22 protein-coding genes and 1 pseudogene are annotated in these 24,576 nt (G+C 66.6%); 14 read left to right on the top strand and 9 right to left on the bottom strand.

Annotated elements, in window-relative coordinates; all coding sequences use genetic code 11:
* Window positions 1-118: 118 nt before the first annotated feature.
* Window positions 119-598 carry a hypothetical protein gene (locus OXQ33_RS13110; RefSeq protein WP_267435139.1) on the bottom strand — a complete coding sequence of 160 codons (480 nt, stop codon included), beginning with the start codon at window positions 596-598 and terminating at the stop codon, window positions 119-121.
* Between OXQ33_RS13110 and OXQ33_RS13105 the strand changes: the two genes are divergently transcribed.
* On the top strand, window positions 597-1,115 hold the full coding sequence (locus tag OXQ33_RS13105; protein WP_267435138.1) for a hypothetical protein: 519 nt from the start codon (window positions 597-599) through the stop codon (window positions 1,113-1,115). The two genes, OXQ33_RS13110 and OXQ33_RS13105, sit on opposite strands and share 2 nt — an antisense overlap.
* On the opposite strand, the gene OXQ33_RS13100 is transcribed toward OXQ33_RS13105, so the two are convergent.
* Both OXQ33_RS13100 and OXQ33_RS13095 read right to left on the bottom strand, forming a co-directional pair.
* Complete coding sequence (locus OXQ33_RS13100; RefSeq protein WP_267435137.1) at window positions 1,070-2,032, bottom strand: hypothetical protein; 963 nt, start codon at window positions 2,030-2,032, stop codon at window positions 1,070-1,072. The genes OXQ33_RS13105 and OXQ33_RS13100 overlap by 46 nt on opposite strands.
* A gap of 6 nt (window positions 2,033-2,038) precedes the next feature.
* Window positions 2,039-2,590 carry a hypothetical protein gene (locus OXQ33_RS13095; protein WP_267435136.1) on the bottom strand — a complete coding sequence of 184 codons (552 nt, stop codon included), beginning with the start codon at window positions 2,588-2,590 and terminating at the stop codon, window positions 2,039-2,041.
* Window positions 2,591-2,699: 109 nt separating this feature from the next.
* Between OXQ33_RS13095 and OXQ33_RS13090 the strand changes: the two are divergent.
* The 4 genes and pseudogenes from OXQ33_RS13090 to OXQ33_RS13075 form a co-directional block, all read left to right on the top strand.
* Window positions 2,700-3,611 (top strand): annotated as a pseudogene (locus tag OXQ33_RS13090) (DUF935 family protein); the annotation flags it as partial.
* Between the two features lie 103 nt (window positions 3,612-3,714).
* Window positions 3,715-4,521 (top strand): zinc-binding dehydrogenase, encoded by an 807-nt coding sequence (locus OXQ33_RS13085; RefSeq protein ID WP_267435141.1) that lies wholly within the window; start codon window positions 3,715-3,717, stop codon window positions 4,519-4,521.
* Between the two features lie 11 nt (window positions 4,522-4,532).
* Window positions 4,533-5,720, top strand: coding sequence for a hypothetical protein (locus OXQ33_RS13080; RefSeq protein ID WP_267435142.1), 1,188 nt, complete (start codon window positions 4,533-4,535; stop codon window positions 5,718-5,720).
* Window positions 5,721-5,830: 110 nt separating this feature from the next.
* On the top strand, window positions 5,831-5,983 hold the full coding sequence (locus OXQ33_RS13075) for a hypothetical protein (protein ID WP_267435135.1): 153 nt from the start codon (window positions 5,831-5,833) through the stop codon (window positions 5,981-5,983).
* Between the two features lie 422 nt (window positions 5,984-6,405).
* On the opposite strand, the gene OXQ33_RS13070 is transcribed toward OXQ33_RS13075, so the two are convergent.
* The 3 genes from OXQ33_RS13070 to OXQ33_RS13060 all read right to left on the bottom strand — a co-directional run bounded on the left by OXQ33_RS13070 (window position 6,406) and on the right by OXQ33_RS13060 (window position 11,097).
* Window positions 6,406-7,671: an aminotransferase class V-fold PLP-dependent enzyme gene (locus tag OXQ33_RS13070; RefSeq protein ID WP_267435134.1), complete on the bottom strand. Its 1,266-nt coding sequence runs from the start codon at window positions 7,669-7,671 to the stop codon at window positions 6,406-6,408.
* Window positions 7,671-10,070: a TonB-dependent receptor gene (locus OXQ33_RS13065; protein ID WP_267435133.1), complete on the bottom strand. Its 2,400-nt coding sequence runs from the start codon at window positions 10,068-10,070 to the stop codon at window positions 7,671-7,673. The genes OXQ33_RS13070 and OXQ33_RS13065 overlap by 1 nt, the downstream gene beginning before the upstream one ends.
* A gap of 319 nt (window positions 10,071-10,389) precedes the next feature.
* Window positions 10,390-11,097 (bottom strand): TetR/AcrR family transcriptional regulator, encoded by a 708-nt coding sequence (locus tag OXQ33_RS13060; RefSeq protein ID WP_267435132.1) that lies wholly within the window; start codon window positions 11,095-11,097, stop codon window positions 10,390-10,392.
* On the opposite strand from OXQ33_RS13060, the gene OXQ33_RS13055 reads away from it, so the two are divergent.
* A complete protein-coding gene (locus OXQ33_RS13055; RefSeq protein WP_267435131.1) occupies window positions 11,096-12,340 on the top strand; it encodes an MFS transporter in 1,245 nt (414 codons plus the stop codon). The genes OXQ33_RS13060 and OXQ33_RS13055 overlap by 2 nt on opposite strands.
* On the opposite strand, the gene OXQ33_RS13050 is transcribed toward OXQ33_RS13055, so the two are convergent.
* Together OXQ33_RS13050 and adh are read right to left on the bottom strand one after the other, a co-directional pair.
* On the bottom strand, window positions 12,323-13,357 hold the full coding sequence (locus tag OXQ33_RS13050; protein WP_267435130.1) for a zinc-dependent alcohol dehydrogenase: 1,035 nt from the start codon (window positions 13,355-13,357) through the stop codon (window positions 12,323-12,325). The genes OXQ33_RS13055 and OXQ33_RS13050 overlap by 18 nt on opposite strands.
* Before the next feature lie 86 nt (window positions 13,358-13,443).
* Window positions 13,444-14,955, bottom strand: coding sequence for an aldehyde dehydrogenase (gene adh, locus OXQ33_RS13045; RefSeq protein ID WP_267435129.1), 1,512 nt, complete (start codon window positions 14,953-14,955; stop codon window positions 13,444-13,446).
* A gap of 179 nt (window positions 14,956-15,134) precedes the next feature.
* Here adh and OXQ33_RS13040 point away from each other — a divergent pair, with 179 nt between their 5' ends.
* Complete coding sequence (locus OXQ33_RS13040; protein WP_267435128.1) at window positions 15,135-16,190, top strand: GAF domain-containing protein; 1,056 nt, start codon at window positions 15,135-15,137, stop codon at window positions 16,188-16,190.
* A 482-nt stretch (window positions 16,191-16,672) separates the two neighbouring features.
* Here OXQ33_RS13040 and OXQ33_RS13035 read toward each other — a convergent pair whose 3' ends face one another.
* Window positions 16,673-18,613 carry a metallophosphoesterase gene (locus OXQ33_RS13035; RefSeq protein ID WP_267435127.1) on the bottom strand — a complete coding sequence of 647 codons (1,941 nt, stop codon included), beginning with the start codon at window positions 18,611-18,613 and terminating at the stop codon, window positions 16,673-16,675.
* Window positions 18,614-18,753: 140 nt separating this feature from the next.
* On the opposite strand from OXQ33_RS13035, the gene OXQ33_RS13030 reads away from it, so the two are divergent.
* The 7 genes from OXQ33_RS13030 to OXQ33_RS13000 all read left to right on the top strand — a co-directional run bounded on the left by OXQ33_RS13030 (window position 18,754) and on the right by OXQ33_RS13000 (window position 24,563).
* Window positions 18,754-18,924 (top strand): hypothetical protein, encoded by a 171-nt coding sequence (locus OXQ33_RS13030; RefSeq protein ID WP_267435126.1) that lies wholly within the window; start codon window positions 18,754-18,756, stop codon window positions 18,922-18,924.
* A 141-nt stretch (window positions 18,925-19,065) separates the two neighbouring features.
* Window positions 19,066-19,380 carry an STAS domain-containing protein gene (locus OXQ33_RS13025; RefSeq protein WP_267435125.1) on the top strand — a complete coding sequence of 105 codons (315 nt, stop codon included), beginning with the start codon at window positions 19,066-19,068 and terminating at the stop codon, window positions 19,378-19,380.
* A complete protein-coding gene (locus OXQ33_RS13020; protein ID WP_267435124.1) occupies window positions 19,377-19,745 on the top strand; it encodes a response regulator in 369 nt (122 codons plus the stop codon). Before OXQ33_RS13025 ends, OXQ33_RS13020 begins: the two co-directional genes overlap by 4 nt.
* A complete protein-coding gene (locus tag OXQ33_RS13015) occupies window positions 19,742-21,736 on the top strand; it encodes a chemotaxis protein CheA (protein WP_267435123.1) in 1,995 nt (664 codons plus the stop codon). Before OXQ33_RS13020 ends, OXQ33_RS13015 begins: the two co-directional genes overlap by 4 nt.
* On the top strand, window positions 21,723-22,244 hold the full coding sequence (locus OXQ33_RS13010; protein WP_267435122.1) for a chemotaxis protein CheW: 522 nt from the start codon (window positions 21,723-21,725) through the stop codon (window positions 22,242-22,244). Before OXQ33_RS13015 ends, OXQ33_RS13010 begins: the two co-directional genes overlap by 14 nt.
* 25 nt (window positions 22,245-22,269) lie before the next feature.
* Entirely contained in the window at window positions 22,270-24,087 is a 1,818-nt protein-coding gene (locus tag OXQ33_RS13005; RefSeq protein WP_267435121.1) for a methyl-accepting chemotaxis protein, read from the top strand.
* Window positions 24,084-24,563 (top strand): chemotaxis protein CheW, encoded by a 480-nt coding sequence (locus OXQ33_RS13000; protein ID WP_267435120.1) that lies wholly within the window; start codon window positions 24,084-24,086, stop codon window positions 24,561-24,563. Before OXQ33_RS13005 ends, OXQ33_RS13000 begins: the two co-directional genes overlap by 4 nt.
* Window positions 24,564-24,576 lie beyond the last annotated feature (13 nt).

The following is a 24,576-nucleotide window of genomic DNA, read 5'->3' as shown; positions in this document are numbered from 1 at the left end:
AAAGTGGACGGGCTGGTGGTCGATTGAACGCTGTCGTCCAATCGACCACCAACGATGTGACAGTCCTGTCAGCGTTGACGGTACGCACACTTTAAGCGCCAACGAGGCTGACGACGCCTCACGCTGCCGCCCGCACCACCTCCGTCGGTATCGCGTCGGAGTAGCTGCCCCCGGCGGGGATGAAGAGGGAGCCGTGCAATTCGATGCCGCGCATCTGATCCGCGGCTTCCCGCCAGCGCCGATGCGCGCGTTCGATGCCGCGTTTGATGCGGCTGCGGGACGGCAGCGGCGACGCGGTCAGGATGGCGCGCGGCCCGACCGACCAACGATGCGTGTCGCTGAGCAGTTCGATGACCCCGTCATCGCTGGCGAGGTAGGGCTGCACGTCCGCGTGCCAGTCGACAAGGATGTTGCCGCGGGTGGCGAGCGAGATGCCGACCGGCCCGTCGGCGATGGGCAGGTCGAACTGGACCAGCACGAAGTCGCGGTTGGTCTGCTCGACGATGGCGGCGATCTCGAGCGCCTCGGCGAAGTTCTTGCGCCCGCCCGAGGCATAGGCGATCGGATTGCCGATGGGCGCATATTGCGGATAGCCCATGGCGAGGCGCAGGCCGGTGGTCCAGCCGGTCCATCGCGGCGAGGATCGAGGCGACGTGGAACGACAGATTGTGGTCGGCGGGCACGCCGGTCGACAGCGCGCTGAGCTGGTCACGGACTTCGGCATAGGACGCCCCGGTGACGACGGGTCGCAAGCCTTCACGATACGGCCCCGCCGCGCCGCCCGCGACGACCGCCCGGGCCTCGGCTTCCTTGGCCTGGTAGGTCAGGGCCTGGCCGGGCGAGAGGGTCAGCACCCGGGCGCGCTGCGCCTCCGCCTCCGCGTCGATATGCTCGCACACGGCGACGCGCAGCGCGTCCAGGTCGAGCTCTTCCCCCGCCACCACCGCCTGCGGAACCACGGCCAGTCGCGCGCCGTCGGGCAGGGTCTGGAAACCGTGCGAGCCCGGCGGGCCGGAGCCGCGCCAGCGCGCCTCGCCCGTCTCCTCGTGATAGACGACCCAATATTCGATCACCGTTTGAACTCCTGGATGGAAATCTGGGGGGAGTTGATCTGATGCCCGCCGCTGTTCGAGGTGCGGTTGAACCGGACGAAATAGCTGACCAGCCCGGCGCGCTGATCCTCGACCACCCAAAGGCCGTAAGGCTGCTGGGTCTGCCCGGCCTGGATCAGGCGACCGGCGGGCGACACATTGCCGTCGACGACGCGGAAGAGCTGCGCCTGGAGCTGGCCGCCGCCGGAGACCGAGGCATAGGCGTCGAACTGCATGTCGACCCGCAGCCGCCCGCCCGTCGACCAGAGCGACAGTCGCTCGGTGTCCCACTGGGTCTCGGTCATGTAGCGATCGGCATATTGCGCGACCGTCGAGGCGGTGACCGCGTTGCTGACCAGCGCGTTGGTGTAGATCGTCCCGGTCAGGATGATCGAGCCGTCGACGCGCAGGTCGCCCCCGATATTGACGCCCCCGCCACGGTTCGCATCCGCCCAGACCGTCAGGTTGACGCGGTTGTCGCCCGCATCGGCCCCGACGCGCCAATAGGCCCCGAGCTTGCCGGTGTGATCGGCGATCGTCGTCGCCTGTTCCGTGATGCGCGCCGATTGGCCGTTGAGCGTGCTCTCGGTCGTCGAGATGCGACTGGCCAGCGCGCTGTCCTGCGCCGCGCGGGCGGCGGCTTCGTCGGAAACCTTGGCATCGGCATAGCCCTGGTCGGTGACGTCGGTCAGCTCGTAATAGGCGACGAGCCCGTGGACATGGCGCGCGAGTTCATCACGTCGTGCGGCGACTTCACCAAGGCGTTCCACCTCGCATCGCCCGGCGGCAACGAGTTCCTTTACGACGACGGGTCCGAGAAGGGCATCAAGGCTCTGCGCATCGACCTGCCGTCCGGCTATTCGGTCGTCGCCCTGTCGTCCCGCCCCCGCTCGATCCGTGGTCGACAGGGTCTCATCATCATCGACGAGGCCGCGTTCCACGACGACCTAGACGAGCTGCTGAAGGCGGCGCTCGCCATGCTCATGTGGGGCGGGCGTGTCGTCGTCATCTCGACCCATAACGGCGAGGACAATGCGTTCAACCAGCTCATCCAGGACATTCGGGCGGGCAAGCGCGAGGGCTATGTCTATCGCCTGACGCTCAAGGATGCCCTCGCGCAGGGGCTCTACCAGCGCATTTGCCTCGTCAACGGCAAGGAGTGGTCCCCCGAGGCCGAGGCAGCCTGGGAAGCCAAGCTGCGCAAGACCTATGGCGACGCAGCCGAGGAGGAACTGGACGTCATCCCCTCCAAGGGATCGGGCGTCTACTTGCCCGCCGCCACAATCGACGCGTGTATGTCGCCGGACCACCATGTCGTGCGCCTGACCCTGGGCAAGGAATGGGACACGGCGGGCGGGCTGCTGATCGCCGCCGACAGCGCCGATGCGCCGATCGGCGACAATCTGCGCGCCGAGGTCCGCGCCTGGCGCGAAGGCGGTCGCCCTTCCGGCGGAGCTGTCGATGGAAATCGCCTCGACCGGCGACGGGCGCGATATCACGCGGCCTTTCGTCCAGGAACTGCAACAGCCGCGCGACCCCAAGCTGTAGGGTGCGACCGACTGGGGCGTGTACGAGCGCATCCGCAAGGACGATCAGGTCAAGTCCTGCATGGAACAGCGCATCCGTGCCGTGGTCAGCCGGGAATGGGACGTGCTGCCCGGCGACGAGGAGGATGCGCGCTCGGTCGAGGCCGCCCAGGCGTTCAAGGAGACGCTGGAGCGGGTCGGCTGGGACCTCGTCACCGAAAAGATGCTGTGGGCCAGCTTCTACGGCATCTCGGTCGCCGAGCTGAACTGGGGTGCGCTGGACGGGCTGCTCGACTGGGTGCCGGGGGAAAAATGCCGCCCGGTGCATGTCCGCCATGCCCGTCGGTTCCGGTTCGACAGGAACGACCGGTTGCGCCTGCTGACCCGCGCCGCGCCGCAGGGCGAGCCGGTGCCCGACCGCAAATTCTGGGTCGTCCGCGCGGGCGGAACCGACGACGATCAGGTTTATGGCGAGGGGCTGGCGGAATGGCTCTACTGGCCGACGCTGTTCAAGCGGAACGGCGTCCGCTTCTGGAATATCTTCCTCGACAAATTCTCGGTGCCGACCGCCAAGGGCACGTATCCGCGCGGGTCGACCGCCAAGGACATCGACAAGCTGCTGGCCGCGATCCAGGCGATCGCCAACGACAGCGGCTTCGCGATCCCGGCGGGGATGGACGTCGAGCTGCTGACGCTCGCCCAGTCGGGCGCGGATTTCGCCGCCGTCTGCCGGTACATGGACGGCTGCATCGCCAAGATCATCCTGTCCCAGACGATGACCACCGACAACGGATCGAGCCGCGCCCAGGGCGAGGTCCATGCCGACGTCAAGCTGGAGGTGGTGAAGGCCGACGCGGACATGCTGTCGGACAGCTTCAACGCGGGCCCTGCGCGCTGGTGGACCGACCTGAATTACGGGCCCGACGTCGCCAGCCCGATGCTGGTCCGCATCGTCGCCGAGGAAGACGACCTGAAGGCGGCGGCGGACACCGACAAGACGCTGGCCGAGCTGGGCTGGGTCCGTACCGACGAGTCGTTCAAGGACCGCTATGGCGACGGCTATGTCCGCAAGGCGGAGACCGCGCCGGTCGACCGGGGTGGGACGCATCCCGTATACGCATCTGACCGGCGGCTATCCCGGTGGGCAGGCCGAGTATCTGCGCGTACCCTTCGCCGACACCACGCATATCAAGGTACCGGGCGGCATCGACGACGAGAAACTGCTGTTCCTGTCCGACATCCTGCCGACCGGCTGGCAGGCGGCGGTGCAGGCCGACATCCAGCCCGGCGACACGGTCGCGGTCTGGGGCTGCGGCCCGGTGGGGCAGATGACGATCCGCTCGGCGATCCTGCTCGGGGCCGGGCAGGTGGTGGCGATCGATCACCTGCCCGAACGCCTGTCGATGGCGGCCGCCGCCGGCGCGATCACGATCGACTTCACCGAGGAGGGCGTCGTCGAGCGGCTGAACGAACTTACCAAGGGCAAGGGGCCGGACCGGTGCATCGATGCGGTCGGCACCGAGGCCCATGTCAGTTTCGGCCAGCCCGACACCGTGCTCGACCGCGCCAAGCAGATGCTGATGGCCGAGAACGACCGACCGCATGTGCTACGCGAGATGATCTATGTCTGCCGCCCGGGCGGCGTCATCTCGATCATCGGCGTCTATCTGGGCCTGGTCGACAAGATCCCGATGGGGCAGGCGATGAACAAGGGGCTGACCTTCCGCATGGCGCAGGCGCATGTCCCGCGCTGGACCGGCGACCTGCTCCGCCGGATCGAGGACGGGCAGATCGATCCCTCCTTCGTCATCACGCACAAGGTCGACCTGTCCAAGGGACCCGAGATGTACGCGACCTTCCGCGACAAGGCGGACGGCTGCGTCAAGGTCATGCTCCAACCGTAAAGGAAGCCGCCATGTCACTCACCACCATCACCGGCATCGCCCGTTCGGAGGGCGACCCGAAGGTCGTACGCAAGGGGCCGAGTTCGCTGACGGGTCCCGACCGGCTGGCACGCGCGCTCGGCTGGTTCTCGGTCGGGCTAGGCCTGACCGAACTGATTGCGCCCGGCCGCCTCGCCCACGCGCTGGGGCTCGACGACAAGGAAGGGCTGATCCGCGCCTATGGCGCCCGCGAACTGGCCAGCGCGGTGCCGACGCTGTCGATCGACAAGCCGGTCGGGCTGGCTGCGCGGATCGGGGGTGATGCGCTCGACCTCGCCACGCTCGCCGGGGCACTGCACCGTGACAATCCCAAGTGGCGTAATGCCGCGATCGCGACCGCGCTGGTCGCCGGGATCACGCTGCTCGACATTGCCGCATTCAAGGGGGTGAAGGCAACGCACCGGCGCGAACCGGGCACCGACCGCGACTATTCCGACCGGTCGGGCCTGCCGAAAGGGGCGCAGGCGTCGCGTGGACTGGCGCGCACGCGCCTGCTGTTCCTCGTCAACTCGCTGATCGGCGCGTCGGTCCTGTCGCTGGTGCTGAGCTACCTTGTCCAGGTCTATTCAGCGCTGCGCGAACGCAACGCGCTGGCGCTGACCATCGACCTGATGACCGAGGGCACGGGCGACGCGGCGGTGATGCTGGCGCGACTGATGCCCGGCGGGGAAGCGGGCAATGCGGCTAGCGAACTCGGCAACCTCGTCCCCTCGCTCGCCGCCACCAAGGAAGCGCATCATTTCTACCCGCTGCTCTTCTACTTCCGCTTCCACGATCCGCGCTATGCGGTGTCGCGCTTCGGCTTCGTCCTGCTCGATCTCGTCACGCTGATCGACACCGCGCTCGACCATGACCGCTATGCGTCCCTGATCGACTCCGCGCCGGTCGCCTCGCTTCGCCGTGGCACGACGCTGCTGCTCGAGACGCTCGACGCGCATTTTCCCACGCCTCGACAGGACGCGCCGATGGATATCCGGGTCACGCGGCGGGCCTTCTTGGCGGCGGTCCAGATGCTGGAGAAGGCTGGCATCGCCGTGCAACATGATGGGGCAGACGATTACGTCGGTCGGCGGCAGCTATGCGACGCACTGACGTTCCGTGTCGCGCCGGCCATGGGCTATACCCCAGTCGAGATCGACCGCCGGTCCGCGACGGCGTGATGGCTTCGCGCGGACCAGTTGGAAAGTCGGACAAGTCAATGAGTTGCTGACATGGCTCGATCTGCATCCGCTGTCGGTGGTCGCCACGGGCCGCACCGGATCCCGCGACATTGCGGCGGTTCGTCTTCAAACTGCGGCTGAAGCCGCTCGGGGCCGAGCGCGCCGCCGTCGCTTTCCAGCGCTTTTCCGGTAGGCCCGCCCCGGCGTGCGTCGCCACCGTCGAGGGGCTGACGCCCGGCGACTTCGCAGTGGTCGCGCGATAGTTTCGTCACTGCCCAGCCGCTGACGCGGCGAACCTCGTAGCACGGTTGCAAGCCGACGTGGCGGTTGAAAGGCCAACATGGCGATAGGCGGAAGGTGCCGCGAGCGGCGCGAAGCACCACGCGATCGCCAACGGTGTATGTTGCCAGTTGGAGGAAGCGGGAAGTCCTTAAGTGAGGAATTGCCGCCCCGGGCCGGCCCGTTTGCCAGCATGTCCCAAGACATCCCAGCGCATCAAAAAGAACTACCGGTTGTATAGTAACTTGGAGCGGATTTGCATCCTGGGAGGCTCCACGACTGATCGTTGCAGCCCAACCCATTTGCTGGCTTCTCGGGTCATACCAGCAGATTTTGGCGTCGCGGGATCCGAATCTGTTTCTGCGGGCCGACGCGCATCCCATTTTGATCGGTAAGGTTCAGACGCTCAGGATGAGGTGGTCCCGGACAGATCCCATAGGGCATCGACCAGGCGGTCCATGTCGGTCATCGGGGTGAACAGGGAAGGTGTCACGCGGACACAGGCGCCTTTGGCCAACCCTGTCCGATGAACGGTAAAGATGCCATGCCGGTCGAGCAGGCGCTGTGCGATCGCTGCGTTGGCCTGCGGGCTGTCGCCACCGTGGAAGCGAAACGACGTGATCGCGCCGTGCAAGGCCGGATCATCCGGCGTGAGGATTTCGAGGTTGGGGGTGGCTCGTGCCCGCCGGACCCAGCGGTCGCGAAGCGCGCGCAGGCGTGCGGCCCGGGCGGTGCGATCGATCCGGTGCTGGAAGGCGAGCGCGGCGGGAACGGTGAGCCAGGAGGCGTAATCGAGCGTGCCGGTGTGGATGCGCGCCATGATGGTGTCGGGACCGGCCGCGTCTTCGGCGGGATCGCGGTCGATCCGGGCGAGCGCGCTTTTGCGGATATGGAGGATGCCGACGCCGAGCGGGGCGCCGAGCCATTTGTGGCCGTTCAGCCCGACGAAGTCGCAATCCAGATCGGGCAGGGCGAAGTCGAGCTGTTGCCAGCTATGGGCAGCGTCGACGATGACGTCGATGCCACGTGCGCGCGCCATCGCGGCGATCTCCCTGACCGGAATCACCAGGCCGGTGCGATGGCTCATATGGGTGAGAAGGATCAGCTTCAGCCGGGGCTCGTCCGCCATGACCTGCGCATAGGCGTCGATCAGGCTGGCGCGGGTCGCCGGTTCGGGCAGCGCGATGCGGCGGACGCGAACGCCGCAACGGTGCGCGAGGCTCTCCATGCAAGACTGCATGCTGTCATAGTCGAGGTCGGCATAGAGAATCGCATCGCCTGGCGACAGGCGATTGTAACCGAGGATCAGTGCCTTGAGCGCCTCGGTGGCGTTGCGTGTAAAAGCGATCTCGTCGGCAGGCACGCCGAGTTCGGCTGCGATGGCGGCGCGGGCGGCGAAAAGGTCGGCCAGCATGCCGCGGCGGGTATAATAGCTGGTGTCGCGGTTCACCCGCGCGACCGCCTGCTCATAGGCGGCGCGGACGGGGCGGGGCATGGCGCCCCAATTGCCGTTTTCGAGCTGGATGACGTCTTGCGGCACGTCATAGTCCGCAGCGACGCTCGCCCAGAACGCCTCGTCGTCCGGAGCGGGGCGTGCCGGACCACCGGCGCGCGCGGGCAGCGGGAGGGTGGCGGCCATCCCGCCGGCCAGCAGCGCGCGCCGGTCGATCATCAGAAGCTCAACCCCAGCCGGACATAATAGCGACCACCATCGGTATCGTAGGGCGCGTTGCGCGAATAGATCAGGCCGCGATTGGCCTGGTTCGTCGCCTCCGCCGGATAGGTGCCGAAGACGTTCTCGGCGCCGCCCCGGATCGAGATGTTCGACGTCATGCGATAGGTCAGCGAGGCGTCGAGCAGCGCCAGCCCGCCGAAGCGCTGGAACAGCTCGCCGGTCGAATTGCCCGTCACGTCGGTCCAGGGCCCATAATAGCGGCCGCGCAGCATCACGCCGACCGGCCCGATGTCATAGCCGAGCGTACCGGTCGCATTGTGTTGGGGCAGGCGTTCCTGGAAAATGCGGCGCTGCGTATCGTTGGCGATCGCCGCGCTCGTTCCGCTGCGCACCGTGGTGCGGTTGTAATTATAGGCCAGCGTCGCGCTGGCCCGGCCGCCGCCCAGGGTACGCGCATAGCTGACCACGACATCGACGCCGCGCGTGCGGGTGTTGAAGTCGTTGGTGAAATAGCTGATCGAGGTGAAGCGGTTGGGATTGGCGAAGCCCGACGGAATGGCGATCGTCGCCGACTGGCTGAACCGGTCATCGACGTCGATCTGGTAGAGGTCGACCGTCGCAGCCAGCCCGATATGGGTCTGCGCAACGAGACCGGCGCTGATGTTGCGCGAGGTTTCGGGACGCAGCGGCTTGGCACCCAGCGCGACCGCGAGCGGGTCGGTGGGGGCGAGGCGGCCCTGGTTGAAGACCTGCAACGTGCGGGTGTCGAGGCCTTGGCTCACTACCCGCGTATTGAGCTGGGCCGGGGTCGGCGCGCGGAAACCGGTGGAATAGGTGCCGCGCAGCGCCAGCCATTCGACCGGCTCGACCCTACCTGAGAATTTATAGGTGAACTTGTCCCCGAAGCTGGAGAAATCCTCGTAGCGGCCCGCCGCGCCGAGCGTGAGCATCGTCACCGGATGCCATCCGAGATCGACATAACCGGCGTTGCTCGTCTGCTGGAAATGGCCGGCCTGCTGCGGACCGAAGCCGGGGAAGCCGTTCGAATTGGGAGCAAGGCCGGTCGCGGCGCCCGCACCGATCGCATAGGAGGCGGGATCGCCGACGCCGACCGCGTAGCGCTCGATCCGCCGTTCGCCGCCAAAGGCGATGTTCAGCGGCTCGACGCCGCCGACGGGCAGGCGATAGACGAAATCGGCGTTGAGGTTGGTCTCACGCTGGGTCAGGCGGCCCAGGTAGAAACTGGTCGGGCTGGCGGGCCCGAGCGAGGCGTTGAGCGTTTCGGCGATCGTATAGTCGATGCGGCTGCGTCCCGACGACGCGCTGAGATCGTAGCTCAGCGCGTCCGACAGATTGCCGCGCAGGCCGCTGACGAGTTGCAGATCGGCGAATTGCGTGCCGAAGCGCGGGGTGAAGCCCGCCGGATAGAGGCTGCGGAAATTGAATCCCGGAAAGGCGCTGCTGCTATTGTAGACGCTGCCGGTGTTGCTGGGGTTGCGCCAGTTGAAGTCGGTCAGTCCTTCGCCCTGTTGCACGGTGCCGAAGGCGTAGACCGTGGCGGCCTCGGCAAGGTCGTAATGCATGTCGACCGCGCCGCGCACCCGCTCTTCGTCGGGTTGGCCCCAGCGCTGCACCGGGTTGGGCACGGCGATGGTCGGGTTCGCCGCCTGGAAGGCGAGGGCGTCGGGGCGCTGACGGGTGCGAGATGTCGCCTCGCCATGTTCGAACTGGCCGGTGAAGACGATCGCGCCCTTGTCGTCGAGCGCGATGCCGCCGCGTGCGCCGGACTGGTAGTTGTTGCCGTCCCCGGCATAATATTGGCTGAACTGGCCATAGGCCTCCATCCCCGGCTGATCGTCGAGGATGATATTGATGACGCCCGCGATCGCGTCCGAGCCATATTGCGCCGACGCGCCGTCGCGCAGTACCTCGATGCGCTTGATCGCGAGGCTGGGAATGCTGGCGAGATCGGGCGCCTGCGCACCGCGCGTGCCGAGCAGCGCCGAGCGATGGTAGCGCTTGCCGTTGACGAGCACGAGCGTCTGGTCGGCCGACAGGCCGCGAAGCGTCGCCGGGCGAACGAAGGCCTGTCCGTCGGCGGCGGGCAGCCGCTGGACATTGAACGACGGCAGCAACTGGGCGAGCGCGTTGTTGAGATCGCCCGATACGGCGGAGCGCAACAGCGTCTCCGGCAGCACATCGACCGGGGCCAGCGTATCGAACTGCGTGCGGCCGCGTTCGCGCGTGCCGGTCACGACGACGTCGTCTCGTTCGACGGCATCCGGCGTCGCCTGGTCGACCCGCGGATCCGCCTGGGGTGCAACGGCTTGCGCCGAAACGGGGGGCATCGACAGAATGTGCAGCGCGACGACGGCGCTGGCGGTAGCGAATGTCATGAAGAAGCTTTCCCTGGAAGACGGCTCTTTCGGCGTCTGTGGGCCGGGCGCTAGGGAAGTTTTGTTGCAGCGCCATGGAGCTTCGGCTTCACGGGTGGGTCAGAACCATGACCGTTCCGCGTCACATCGTGCGGGTCCGACAGGTCCGGCGCAGAGCGCGGTGGTCTTGGGCCGATAGACGTTCGGACACGCCCTTCTTTTCCCTCGCCCCTCGTAGAGGGGGGAGGGTTGCGCAGACTTGGTCTTTGCGCGGCAAAGGCTGAGTCGGAACGGGGTGAGGGGAGTGCGCTCGCGGGATCCCTATACTCCTCGCTCAACCTTAGTGAAGCCGAGAATTGTCTAACGCTATCTTCGCCGTTTCCGCGACGGCGAGGAGTCTTGCCTCGTCCCATCCCTCTCGGGCCGCAGCGGATAGGCCGAGCATCGTGGTCGCGACGTAATCGGCGATACGTCCGGGCGTCTCGACACCGGACTCCGTTAGAAACGCCTGCACTTTCTCGCGGTTCTCCCCCGCGATCTGCGCAGCCGCGATGCCCCAATCGGTCGTCACGGTCTTGGCATGTTCGAGGATCAGGCAACCGCGCCGCTGCGGATGGACGGCATAAGCATGGGCCGCAGCGCGTAGCATGTCGGCGAGGGCAGGCAGGGGCGCGTTGCCTGCGATCAGGAAGCGATCCAACGGCACGACGGTGGCCGCATAACGTTGCAATGCGTCATTGAAGAAGGCGGTCTTGCTGCCGAAGGCCGCGTAGAAGCTCGGCGGGGTGATCCCGATCGCCTCCGTCAGCGCCGCCACGCTGACCTTCTCATAACCATGCTCATGGAACAGGTGCTGCCCGACCTCGACCGCCGCGTCGAGCGCGAATGCGCGTGGTCGTCCCCGCAGTCGCTTATTTTCGTTAACGGCCATTACAGAATCCATTTGCATCGCGTCATGGCATTTGTATAGCGACCATTCATAGAAATCGCCATGCCCCGGATCGCCCCGGCGCGGGCAGGCATCGAACCGACGGACAAGGACCATCATGCCGCCTTCCTCCTCGCCAAGCCGCGTCGAAGCCGAGTCGGCACCGCGCGCCCATCTCCCCAGGGCAGCGCTGTCGGGCCTCGCCGCCAGCGGTTTCCTGTGCATCGTGACCGAGACGCTTCCCGCTGGCTTGCTGCCGCAAATCGCCGCTGGACTGCGGATATCCGAGGCGATGGCGGGACAGCTCGTCGCGGTCTATGCGCTTGGGTCCTTGCTGGCGGCGATCCCGCTCACAAGCCTGACCCAAGGCCTTCCGAGACGCAGCGTTCTGCTGGCGACGATCGTCTGCTTTGTCGTCGGCAACACCCTGACGGCATGGGCCGGATCCGTCGCCGTCATCTTGGTCGCGCGGTTCGTCGCCGGATGCGCGGCGGGGCTCGCCTGGGGGATCCTCGCAGGCTATGCGCGCAGCATCGTGCGACCGGACCAGACCGGCCCGGCGATGGCCCTTGCGATGGTCGGCGTGCCGCTGGCGCTCTCGCTGGGTGTCCCCCTGGGCACCTTTCTCGGGGGGCTGGTCGGGTGGCGCGGATCGTTCCTGATCCTATCCGCGCTCAGCATCGCCCTGATCGGCTGGATCATCGCCAAGGTGCCCGACGCGCCCGGTCGGGCGGCAGACGCTCGCTCCTCGCTGCGCCAGGTCATCGCTACGCCGGGCGTCGCGCCGATCCTGCTCGTCATCCTGACATGGATGACGGCGCACAATATCCTCTATACCTATATCGCACCGTTCGCGATGGCCGCGGGGGCGCGGACCGATCTGGTTCTGCTGACCTTCGGCGTCAGTTCGCTTGCCGGCATCTGGGTCGTCGGGCGACTGGTCGATCGGATGCTGCGCGTGCTGGTGCTGCTCGCGATCGGATCGTTCGCGGCGGTCGCCTTTCTCCTGACGATCGCCGGCGAACAAGGCGTCGCCGTCTATGTTGCTGCCGCCATCTGGGGACTGGGCTTCGGCGGTGCCGGGGCGATGATGCAGACGGCGTCGGCGGACGCGGCGGACGCGGCGGGCGATGGCGTCGATTTGGCGCAAGCGATGGTGACCACGGCGTGGAACCTGGCGATCGCGGCGGGCGGGGCGTTGGGCGGCACGTTGCTCACGACCGGCAGGACGTCGCTGCTGCCGCCCGCAGTCGCCGCGTTGGCGCTGATCGCCTTCCTCATTGCGCTGGCCGCACGGCGTTTCGCCTTTCCGCCCGGTCCCCGCACGCCACCGCCCGCCGCGATTTCAGGCCGCCAGGTCTAGGACGATGCGCCCCTCGATCTGACCTCGGCGCATCCGGTCGAACACCTGGTTGACCTCGGCCAGCGGGGCGCTCGCGACCGTCGCCTTCACCTTGCCGTCGTCGGCGAAGTCGAGCGACTCCTGAAGGTCGAGCCGGGTGCCGACGATCGACCCGCGCACGGTGATGCCGTTCAGCACCAGCCCGAAAATGTTGAGCGGAAAGTCGCCCGGCGGCAGGCCGTTGAGCGCGACGGTGCCGCCGCGCGCCATCATGCCGACGGCCTGGGCGAACGCCTTTTCGCTGACGGCGGTCACGAGCGCGCCCTGCGCCCCGCCGCCGGTCTCGCGCTTGATCGCCGCCGCCGGATCGGCCTCGGTTCGGGCATTGACCGTGACCTTCGCCCCCAGCCGCCGGGCAAGGTCCAGCTTGGCGTCGTCGACATCGACCGCCGCGACGTTCAGGCCCATGGCGACCGCATATTGCACCGCCATATGGCCGAGCCCGCCGATGCCGGAGATGACGACGGTGTCGCCCGGCTTGGTATCGGTCATCTTCAGCCCCTTATAGACCGTGACCCCGGCGCAAAGCACCGGCGCGATCTCGGTAAAGCCGATATTGCCGGGCAGATGGCCGACGAAGTTCGGATCGGCGATGACATAATCGGCAAAGCCGCCATTGACCGAATAGCCGGTGTTGAGCTGGCTCTCGCACAGCGTCTCCCACCCGCCCAGGCAGTGCACGCAGTGACCGCAGGCGGTGTAGAGCCACGGCACGCCGACCCGGTCGCCTTCCTTGATATGCTTCACGCCCTTGCCGACCGCCGAGACATAGCCGACGCCCTCATGCCCCGGAATGAAGGGCGGATTGGGCTTGACCGGCCAATCGCCCTCGGCGGCATGCAGGTCGGTATGGCAGACGCCCGACGCCTGGATCGCGACCTGGATCATGCCGTCCGTCACTTCGGGCACGGGGACTTCGTCGATGGTAAGGGGTTGGCCGAACGCGCGCACGACGGCGGCTTTCATCGTCTTCGCCATGGTGTTTCTCCTATCGGATGATGATGAGGTGGGGATGGGCGCGGCGGCCGATCCCCGCCTTGACCGGGGTCAAATGAAGCCTGGGGTCAAAAGAAGCCGAGCTTCTTGGCCGAGTAGCTGACCAGCAGATTCTTGGTCTGCTGATAATGGTAGAGCATCATTCGGTGCGTCTCGCGCCCGATGCCGGAGCGCTTGTAGCCGCCGAACGCCGCGTGCGCCGGATAGGCATGGTAGCAGTTGGTCCACACCCGCCCCGCCTGGATCGCGCGACCCATGCGATAGGCGCGGGTGCCGTCGCGGGTCCAGACGCCCGCCCCCAGGCCGTAGAGCGTGTCATTGGCGATGCGCAGCGCTTCCTCATCGTCCTTGAAGGTCGCGACCGAGACGACGGGACCGAAAATCTCCTCTTGGAAGACGCGCATCTTGTTGTGGCCGCTGAGCACGGTCGGCTTGACATAATAGCCCTCCAGCCCCTCGGGCCGGTTCCGCGTGCCGCCGGTCAGCACCTTGGCGCCCTCGTCGCGACCGATGTCGAGATAGCCGAGGATCTTGTCCATCTGCTCCTGCGAGGCCTGCGCGCCGACCATGGTGGCGGGATCGAGTGGATCGCCCTGGATCATCGCCTCGACGCGGGCGACCGCCTTTTCCATGAAGCGGTCATAGATGGATTCGTGGACCAGTGCGCGGCTGGGGCAGGTACAGACCTCGCCCTGGTTGAGCGCGAACATCGCGAACCCCTCGATCGCCTTGTCGAGATAATCGTCATCCTCGGCAGCGACATCGGCGAAGAAGATGTTGGGGCTCTTGCCGCCCAGCTCCAGCGTCACCGGGATCAGGTTTTCGGAGGCATAGGACATGATGAGCTGGCCGGTCGTCGTCTCTCCGGTAAAGGCGATCTTGGCGATGCGCGGGTTCTGGGCGAGCGGCTTGCCCGCTTCGATGCCATAGCCGTTGACGATGTTGAGCACGCCCTCGGGCAACAGGTCGGCGATCAGTTCGGCCAGCACCATGATCGAGGCGGGGGTCTGCTCGGCGGGTTTCAGCACCACGCAATTGCCCGCCGCCAGTGCGGGCGCGAGCTTCCAGCAGGCCATCAGCAGCGGGAAATTCCACGGGATGATCTGCCCCACCACGCCCAGCGGCTCGTGGAAATGATAGGCGACGGTGTCGTGGTCGATCTCGGAAATGCCGCCTTCCTGTGCGCGGATGCATCCGGCGAAATAGCGGAAATGGTCGATGGCGAGCGGCAGGTCGGCGGCGGTCGTCTCGCGGATCGGCTTGCCATTGTCCCAGGTCTCGGCAGTGGCGAGCAGCGATAGGTTCTCCTCCATCCGGTCGGCGATGCGGTGGAGGATCAGCGCGCGCTCGGCGACGCTGGTGCGACCCCAGTCATCCTTGGCCTTGTGCGCGGCGTCCAGAGCCAGCTCGACATCGGCGGCCTGGCTGCGCGCGACCTGGCAGATCACCTGTCCGTCGATGGGGGATCGGTTGTCGAACCAGCGTCCGTCGACCGGATCGACCCAGCGCCCGCCGATGAAATTGGCGTAGCGCTGCTTGAACGGCGCGGTGCGGGCCTTGATGGCGTCCTGAATCGTCACGGGCTCTCTCCTCGGTCTGTTATGACCCGAGGGTCCGCCCGTGTCGGCGCTAAGACAAGGCGATCCGCGACGAAGTATTGCCGGGCGGTGGACTTTCCGCCGCCGAGGCGTAGCATGTGTCGCAGGGCGCGACGCGAAAGACGTGCCGGTGTCGCAACTTGCGACACTCGAAGAAGGATGTGGCGGAGAAGGATGCGGCGATGGACGGCGCCGGTATAGAGCAGGGGCGTCGAGCCTATTTCGACGAAGGGCAACTGCCCCTCGAAACCGTGCGCCAGCCGGTGCTTCGGTCCTGGGTGCGATGCACCGACATGGGGCTGACGCAGGGACGGCGTCAGGGCGGCGGGCCGCTCGCCGAGAGCGAGCTCAATATCCTGCGCCAGCGTCGCGAGTCGCTGCGCCGCCTGTGTCGCCCGGAACTGGAGATGCTGGCGGGCGAGGCGCGTGAGACGGGCAGCGTCGTGATCCTGGCGGACGCGGACGGCATGATCCTCGATTCGATCGGCGACACCGGCTTCCTGTCCCGGGCGGCGCAGGTGGCGCTGCGGCCCGGCGTCTCCTGGACCGAGGCGAGCACCGGCACCAACGCGATCGGCACCGCCATTGCCGAGCGTCGCCCGATCGCCGTCCATGGCCCCGAGCATTTCTTCGCCGAACATGCGGTCTTGAGCTGCGCGGCGACGCCGATCCTCGACCCGCGTGGCGCGATCGTCGGGGCGCTCGACATTTCCGGTCCATCGGCCAGCGGCCATGGGCATGCGCTGGGGCTGATCCGGTTGGCGGTCGACCAGATCGAGCATCGGCTGTTCCGCAGCGGTTTCGCCGATTGCCGTGTGCTGCGGATGCACGACGATGCCGCGATGCTGGGCACCGCGCGCGAGGGGATATTGGTGTTCCGCGACGACCGGCTGGTCGCTGCGAACCGGCGCGGGCTTTCGCTGGTCGGGCGCAGTTGGGAGGCGCTGGACGATGCGGCACTCGGCGAACTGGTGGACATGGAACAGGCGGCGCGGGGCCGATTGCGCCTGACCAACGGTGCGACCCTGATCGGCGGCTGGGATGCCGAAGGGCGGGGCGGCGTCGAACTGCCCATGTCCGCCCGCCCGCTGGCCGACGACCGGGCCGAGGCGATCGACGCGGCACTGGCAGCGCATGGCGGCAATGTCTCGGCAGCGGCGCGACAACTGGGCGTCCATCGCAGCACCATCCATCGGCATCTTGCGCGACAGCGTTGAACGCTGCCCCTGGCGCTGTGACGGTCGTGGATGCAGGGTGCGCGTCTTCGTAACCGACGTGGGCGAGAAACGGGACTCGCAGCTTTGCGGTAGTAGACTTCCCCACGCCCCAGTTGCTTGCTCGAAGTTCGAGAAGACCCGAAACGCTCACTCAGACTGGGGCTGATCGACATTAAAGTGACTCTTCCTCTTCCCTCTATGAGTGGCGAGGGGAAAGAAGAGCATATCTGAATGTCGGTTCGGCCTAGCCAAGAAAAGGGGGGACGACAGCCGGCGATATACGACATGTCGAACTGTTCGATGCCACCGGGGATCGCTTTGCCATGGGCAATCCGCTGGCCGTGTCGCAACGCCGGCAGGGCACGCCCCTGCACCCGCGCACCGTCACGATCGGCGGGGCGTGGTCCTTCCGACAGGGACTGGCTCGTCATGACGTGACGTCTACGTCGCCCAGCGCATCCCGACAGGCGGTCGCGCTCGGATCAGGCCAGCTTGAACTCGTCGAACTTGATCGGATCACGCGCCGGATAACGCGTGTCGAAGGCATAGGACGTGACCATTCCGGTCGACGTGTCGAACACCGTATAGGCGGTAATGTCGTTGCTGGTCAGGAAGGGCACCGGCTGGCCCGCGCCGGCCAGCTCGACCTGCGGGTTGCGCAGCGTCGGCAGCGCCATCGGCCGGTCGTGCGGATCGTCCTCACGCGGATAGTCGTCGACGTTCCAGCGCAGCGAGGTCAGCGCCGCGACCTGTGCTTCGGTCGGCGGGGCGGAGCGGCGCGGCGACAGGTTGGCGACATAGGCGCCGTAGCTGTTCCCGACGTTCGACGTTTCGATATAATTCATCGTGCCGACCTTGCTCCGGCACCACAGATGCGAATGGCCGACCTGCACCAGTTGTACCCCTGCGGCGACCAGCAGCGGCTCGATATCGGTGCGCCACAGATCCTTCGACAAGGGATAGTCGTATTTCACATACCGCATCCGCCCCGCGTCCAGCACCGGCTGGATCCGGCCGTTCCAGGTCGCCGCATCGATCGGGAAGGCGAACGGACCCATGGTGCGGATCGTGCCCGCCTCGTCGGCATATTCGAACGTCGCCTCGGTCTGCGCCATCACCGGGGTGGCATTGTCGCCCAGTCCGAACACCGACTGGTGGACCAGCACGATCTTGTACTTGGCGGTGCGGAAGGCCTCGCTGGCCAGCACCTCCTGCAACCATTGATACTGGCGCGATCCTTTCGCGAAGGGGTGGAACTGGAAGTCGCCAAAGCCCCAGGCGGACGGATCGTTGATCGACGCGGTCGCCTCGGTCAGCTTGCTGCGGGTGTTGGCCGACCAGCTGCGCCAGATGCGGTTGCCGTCCATCGCGATCAGGAAGGTGTCGCCGATCCGCTGCGCATAATAGCGCCCGCCCTCGGGCCCCTGCGGCAGGGTGAAGATCTCCTCATAGGAGATGGTCTCGAACGAATTGTCGCGGATCCAGCGCTCGCGGATCGCTGCATCGCCGGACGGGTTTACCGTCGCCGCGACCTTCGCATAGCGCAGCTCGGCATACCAGCGCGGCTGAGGATCGTTGAACATGGTGTTCAGATTGTTCGCCGGGTTCCACCGCCCCGAATATTCGTGGTTGCCCAGGATCGGGTAGATCACCCCGCTCTGGAGCAGCGGCCCGCCGGTATAGGTGGATGTGGGTTGCCACTTGCGCATTGTGCCCTGCAAGGCGCCGAAGAAGGGCGGCAGGTTCAGGACGCTGTTGTCGAACCATTCCGACGCGCGGTTGGGGACGTTGACCAGATCGCCCGCGAACAGCACCACGTCGATCGGCGCCAGCGTCTCGGCGACCCGTTCGTAATTGGCCGAGGCCATCTTCTTCAGTTGCAGGTCGGAGGTCAGCAGGAAGCGGGTCGCCTGGCCGGTGGCGGGCAGGGGTTGCAGGCTGCCCTCGCTGCTGCGCATCGTCTTGTTGCCATCGCTGCTGATCGCGACATAGGGCTGGCGACCGGCGGACAGGCCGGTGACGACCGCCTCGTGGCGCCAGATATCGCGCTGGGTGAGGCCGCTATAGCTGCGGCCGGCGACGGTGGAGCTCGCATCTTCGTACATGCGCGACAATTGGGTCGAGGTCGCCATCACCTGTTTCGCGAAGTCGGCGCCGTAGCGGACGGCGTGATCCCTGCCGCGGAACTCGGTGAACCACACCACCCGCACCGAATCGGCGGTCGGCAACTGGAGGAAGGGTTCGCTCAGCACCAGCGGCTCCGATGCGAACGTCGCGCTGGGCAGCGGTGTAGCAGTTGGGGTCGGCGTGGGGGTAGGCAGCGGCGCAGGCGCGTCATCGTCCTCGCCGCAACCGACCAGCAGCCCGCTGGTCGCCGCCGCCAGCAACAGGCCGCTGCGCTTTGTGAACGTGCGCCGATCCATCCCGTGTCCCCATCCGATGTGTCGATAGGGGGGTATCGGGTGAATATGACGGCTGCTTAACATCTGGATGGCGAGATTGTTACCTTCGGGCGTGCTCCGCCTCGGTACGCCTCGCGCCCATCAGGGTACGATCAGATTTGGTGGCCGGTTCGGTGCAGTTACTTTGGCCGGACGCTGGCGAACTGATCGCCCGCCAGACGGCGAATGCCGAAGCGAAATGGACTCCGAAAGCCCTCGTTATTTCGCAAGCCGCGCTCGCCCAGGGGCTGCCCGCTTCTGGTAAAAACGTCCTTCCCGAAAATTTCGCGTGACTGGTCGTCACCAGCGATAGGTGACTGCCAATTATCTTCACTCTGAAAATAAAATTCGATTTAGGTCCAAGTCGGTACATCCTTAAATCGATTTTAACCGGTCCGTCCGTATCTGACCGTAGGCCAGAGGGGGCTTGCGAAATGATATCGAACACTGCTGCGCCGTCGTCGCTGACGATGGCGTCGATCCATGACTTTGCCGATGTGCTGGCCGCCGCCCAACGGGGTGGCGAGGGTACACTGACGCTCGACCTGACCGCCGTCGCCGCGCCGGATCTCAGCGTGCTGCAACTCGTCGAGAGCGCGCGTGCCCAGGCCCGCGTGGGTGGCGGCAGCGTGCAACTGTCGGCACCGGCGGCCGACGCCCTGGCCGCGCTGCTCGAGCGCGCCGGTTTCATGGGCGCGATGACGCCCGAAGACATTGATTTCTGGTTCCACGGAGTCCTGCCACAATGAGTGCGTCCATCCTTGCCGTCGACGATTCCGCCAGCCTGCGTATGGCGATCCGCATCGCGCTGACCGGCGCGGGCTATACCGTCACCGAAGCCGTCGACGGCGTCGATGGCCTCGCCAAGGCGGGTGCGGCGAAGTTCGACATGATCGTCACCGATCTCAACATGCCCAATATGGACGGGCTGTCGATGATTCGCGAACTGCGCAAGAGCCCCGCCCAGGCCGGCGTGCCGATCATCTTCCTCTCCACCGAATCCGATCCCGAGATGAAGAACCAGGCCAAGGCGGCGGGCGCCACCGGCTGGCTGGTCAAGCCGTTCGTGCCGGATCAGTTGGTGAAGGTCGCCCGCAAGGTCCTGGGCAGGTGAGCGGCGACGATCCGATCGCTGCCTTCCGCGTCGAGGCGGGCGAGCTGCTCGACCAGGTCGAGCAGGGGCTGCTCGACCTGACCCACCGCCTGGACGATATCGACCTCGTCAACGCCGTGTTCCGGGGGCTGCACACGCTCAAGGGTTCGGGCGCGATGTTCGGTTTCGATGCGCTTGCCGGCTTCACCCATCATTGCGAAACCGCCTTCGACCGGGTGCGCAAGGGCCAGGTGCCCGCGACGCCCGCGCTGGTCGGGGTCATCCTGTCCGCGCAGGATCATATGCGCGGTCTGGTCGAGGGCACCGCGCGGCAGAGCGACGGCGATGCGATCCTCGCCGAACTGCAACAGGCGGTCGACGCCGCATCCGGCGGCAGCGTGACCGCGTCGGTCGCGACGCCAACCACCACGGCTGCCACGCAGGCGAGCGCCGCAAGCGCGAGCGGCTGGCATGTGCGTTTCCGCCTGCCGCCCGATGCGATGGCGAACGGCACCAACCCTTTGATGCTGCTCGACGAACTGCGCGAGCTGGGCGACTGCACCATCGTCGCGCACACCGATGGCGTGCCGCCGCTGTCCGATCTGGTGCCGACGCATTGTTATATCGGCTGGGACGTCACCTTGAAGGGCGACATCCGCCGCGACGATATCGAAGACGTCTTCATCTTCGTCATGGACGACATGGAGCTCAGTATAGAGCCGCTCGTCGCCGATGGTGCCGTCGAGGCTATCGTCGAAGCGATCGAAGCACCGGTCGTGGAGGTCGCCGCGCCGGTTCCGCAGGCCGCGAACGACGCCGCGCGTACCCCGGCCAAGGCGGAGGAGAGCGTCCGCGTTCCCGCCGGTCGGCTCGATGCGCTGATGGACCGCGTCGGCGAACTGGTCATCGCGCAAAGCCGCCTGTCGCAGCTCGCGCACCACGGCCACGACCTCACCCTGCGTTCCGTCTCCGAGGAGATCGAGCGGCTCGCGGGCGAACTCCGCGACACGATGATGGTGCTGCGCATGGTGCCGGTGGCGAGCCTGTTCGGCCGCTTCCGCCGCCTGATCCACGACCTCGCCCGCGACACGGGCAAGAATATCGCGCTCGTCACCGAAGGCGAGGCGACCGAGGTCGACAAGACCGTGATCGAGCGCCTGTTCGACCCCATGGTCCATCTGGTCCGCAATAGCTGCGACCATGGCCTGGAGTCGGCCGAACAACGTATCGCGGCAGGCAAGCCCGAAGCGGGCACCGTCCGCCTGGGCGCGCACCAGAGCGGCGGCGAGGTGGTCATCACCATCCGCGACGACGGTCGTGGCATCGACCGTGCCCGTGTCCGCGCCAAGGCGGAGGCCAATGGCCTGATCCAGCCCGATCAGCTTCTGTCCGACCAGGAACTGCTCCAGTTGATCTTCGCCCCCGGTTTCTCGACCGCGGCGCAGATCACCAATTTGTCGGGGCGCGGCGTCGGCATGGACGTCGTCAAGCGGACGATCGAAGGTTTGCGCGGCACGATCGACATCGCCTCGGTCGACGGTCAGGGATCGACCATCAGTCTGCGCATCCCGCTGACGCTCGCGATCATCGACGGCCTGCTCGTGCGGGTCGGGAACAGCCGCTACGTCATTCCGCTGACCGCGGTCGAGGAATGCCTGGAGCTGAGCCTCGAGGACGATATGCGCCACCGTGGCCGCAGCCTCATCACCTTGCGTGAGAAGCTGGTGCCGTTCCTGCGCCTGCGGGAATTGTTCGCGACCGGCACCCGGCCCGATCCGTACCAGAAGATCGTCGTCGTCGCGACCACCCAGGGCCGCGTCGGCCTGGTCGTCGACCAGATCATCGGCAACCACCAGACCGTCATCAAACCGATGTCGCCGCTGCATCGCAGTGCGTCGACCTTCGCCGGTGCGACGATCATGGGCGACGGCGAGGTCGCGCTGATCCTCGACATCGCGCAGCTCGTCGCCTCGGCCCAACCGACAGAGGAGAGCCTGCGTGCAGCCGGATGAAACCCGCCGCTCCGCCGCCATTCCGTGGACCGATGACGGCCAGCTCGAAGTGCTGGTCTTCGACCTCGGCGGCCAGAGCTTCGCGCTCGAGGCGGTGCTGGTCCGCGAGATCCTGGATATGATGCCGGAAACCGTCGTGCCGGGCGCGCCCGCGCTCGTCCGGCATGTCGTCAACTTCCGCGGCCGGATTATCCCGATCGCGGACCTGCGCCTCGCCTTCGGCATGCCGGTGGTGGAGGGGACCGTCGACAGCCGGATCGTCGTGATCGAACTCGATCTCGACGGCGAGGCGACGCTGATCGGCCTGCGCACCGACAAGGTGCACGAGGTCGCGACCTTCCACGCCGATACCAGCGAAGAGGCGCCCGTCGTGGGCCTGCGCTGGCGCCGGGATCTGGTGCGGGCGCTGATCCGCCACGGCGACGACGATATCGTCGTGCTGCCCGATCTCGAAACGATTTTCCTGAACCTTGCGCACGGCGATGCCGCAGCGCGCTCCATCCACTGATCCCAGAACGGGGGGATTTTAAGACATGCGTGCAACCATCAAAATGAAATTGGGGGCGACGTTCGCCATCCTGATCTGTGCCCTGCTCGCCGTGGTGACCGTCGGGGTCACGCGGATGTCGAGCCTGAACACCGCCATCAGCGACGTCATTGCCGGCCCCTCGAAGCGCATGGAAATCGCGCTATCGATCGATGCCGAGACTGGTCGGGTCGTCCGCAACGAAAAGAATATGGCGATGACCGACGATCTGGAGAAGACGAAGGACTTTAATGACCGGTTGATGGGCCAACGGGCTACGGTCGACAAATTGTTCGCCGATGGCCTGAAACTGGCGACGGAGGAGGGGCGGCCGCTCTGGCAGGATGCCAATGATCAGTGGGAGGCGTACAAGCCCATCAACGATCAAATCCGTCAGCTCGCGCTCGCCAACAACAACAAGGACGCTGCGACCATCTCCATGACGAACGGTCGCGAGAAGACGATGAAGATGGCTGACTCGTTGGGCAAGCTGGTCAAGATCAGCCAGGACGCAATGATCCAGGCGGACAAGGACACGAACGATCTCTACGAGCAGGCGCGCACGCTGCTGATCACCGTTGCGGTGGTGGCGATGCTGATTGCCGTTGCGGGTGCCGTCTGGATTTCACTGCTGGTCTCGAACGGCCTGAAGCGGATCGGCGTCGCGCTGGATGCGGTGGCGATCGGCGACCTCGATCGTGAAGTCACCGTCAACAGCAACGATGAGATCAAGGATCTGGTCAACACCGTCAATGGGATGACCGCGAACCTGCGCAAGAGCGCGAACCTCGCCACCGAGATCGCCGGCGGTAACCTGATGGTGCAGCACCAGCCGCTGTCGGACAAGGACACGCTGGGCCTGGCGCTGGTGACGATGGCCGAACGCCTGCGCAACGTCGTCGGCGATGCCTCGGCGGCGGCGGACAATGTCGCGGCGGGCAGCCAGCAACTGTCGGCATCGTCCGAGCAGGTGTCGCAGGGTGCGACCGAACAGGCCGCGGCGGCCGAGGAAGCCTCGGCTTCGATGGAACAGATGGCCGCCAACATCAAGCAGAACGCCGATAATGCGGCGCAGACCGAAAAGATCGCGCGTCAGTCGTCGAAGGACGCGGAAGCCAGCGGCGTGGCGGTCGACAAGGCGGTGGGCGCGATGCGTACGATCGCCGAGAAGATCGGCATCGTCCAGGAAATCGCCCGCCAGACGGACCTGCTGGCGCTCAACGCCGCGGTCGAGGCCGCCCGCGCCGGCGAACATGGCAAGGGTTTCGCGGTCGTCGCCTCGGAAGTGCGAAAGCTCGCCGAGCGCAGCCAGACTGCCGCTGCCGAGATCAGCTCGGTCTCGTCGGAGACGGTGAAGGCGGCCGCCGACGCGGGCGAGATGCTGGGCAAGCTGGTCCCGGATATCCGCCGCACCGCGGAACTGGTGTCGGAAATCAGCGCCGCCTGCCGCGAGCAGGACATCGGGGCGAGCCAGATCAACCAGGCGATCCAGCAGCTCGATCAGGTGACGCAGCAGAATGCCGGCGCGTCCGAGCAGATTTCCTCCACCTCGGAAGAACTCGCCGCCCAGGCCGAGGAACTGCAACAGAGCATCGCATTCTTCCGCGTCGAGGACCGTGGCTCGCCTGTCGCTCGCGCCGCTAACGCGCAGCGCAAGGCGGCGGCACCGTCCACCAAGGCCGCCCCGGCCCGGAAGGCGGCGCCCGCATACCGTCCCAAGGCCAATTCGGTCGCCGACCAGCAGGCCCGCGCCCGTGGCTTTGCGCTCGACCTGACGCAGGGCGGTCCCGACGGCGAGGACGCCGACTTCGGACAGGCCGCGTGAGCGAGGGGGCGAGCGTGCAGGCCGTCACATTCGGCCTGGGCGACGAGGTGTTCGCGGTATCGGTGACGCTGGTCCGCGAAATCCTCGATTACGCCCCCGCCTTCCGGGTCCCGAACGGACCCGGCTGGCTGCTCGGCCTGACCGACGTGCGCGGGCAGGGGGTGCCGACGGTCGACCTGCGCGCGCGCCTCGGCCTCGCCTCGGCCGAACCGACGCTGTCGACCCGGGTGCTGATCGTCGACGTGCCGCTCGCCGATCGCATCGTGTCGCTCGGACTGGTGGTCGACCGCGTGCTCGCGGTCACGACCTTCGCGGCGGAACGGCTGGAGCCTGCGCCCGATATCGGAATGCGCTGGCGCTCCGATTATATCGAGGGCGTGGTGCGCGAACCCGATGGCTTCGTCGTCGTCATCAACGTGGCCGAGATCTTCTCGCGCGAGGATATCGACGCCGCGACCTTCGCGACGGCGGCCTGACGCCCCGCTTCCC

The organism is Sphingomonas sp. GM_Shp_1, assembly GCF_026540895.1.
In the GTDB taxonomy this organism is placed as follows: domain Bacteria; phylum Pseudomonadota; class Alphaproteobacteria; order Sphingomonadales; family Sphingomonadaceae; genus Sphingomonas.
Note: the sequence above shows the minus strand (reverse complement) of the source record. Positions and strands in the feature narration are given on the sequence as shown.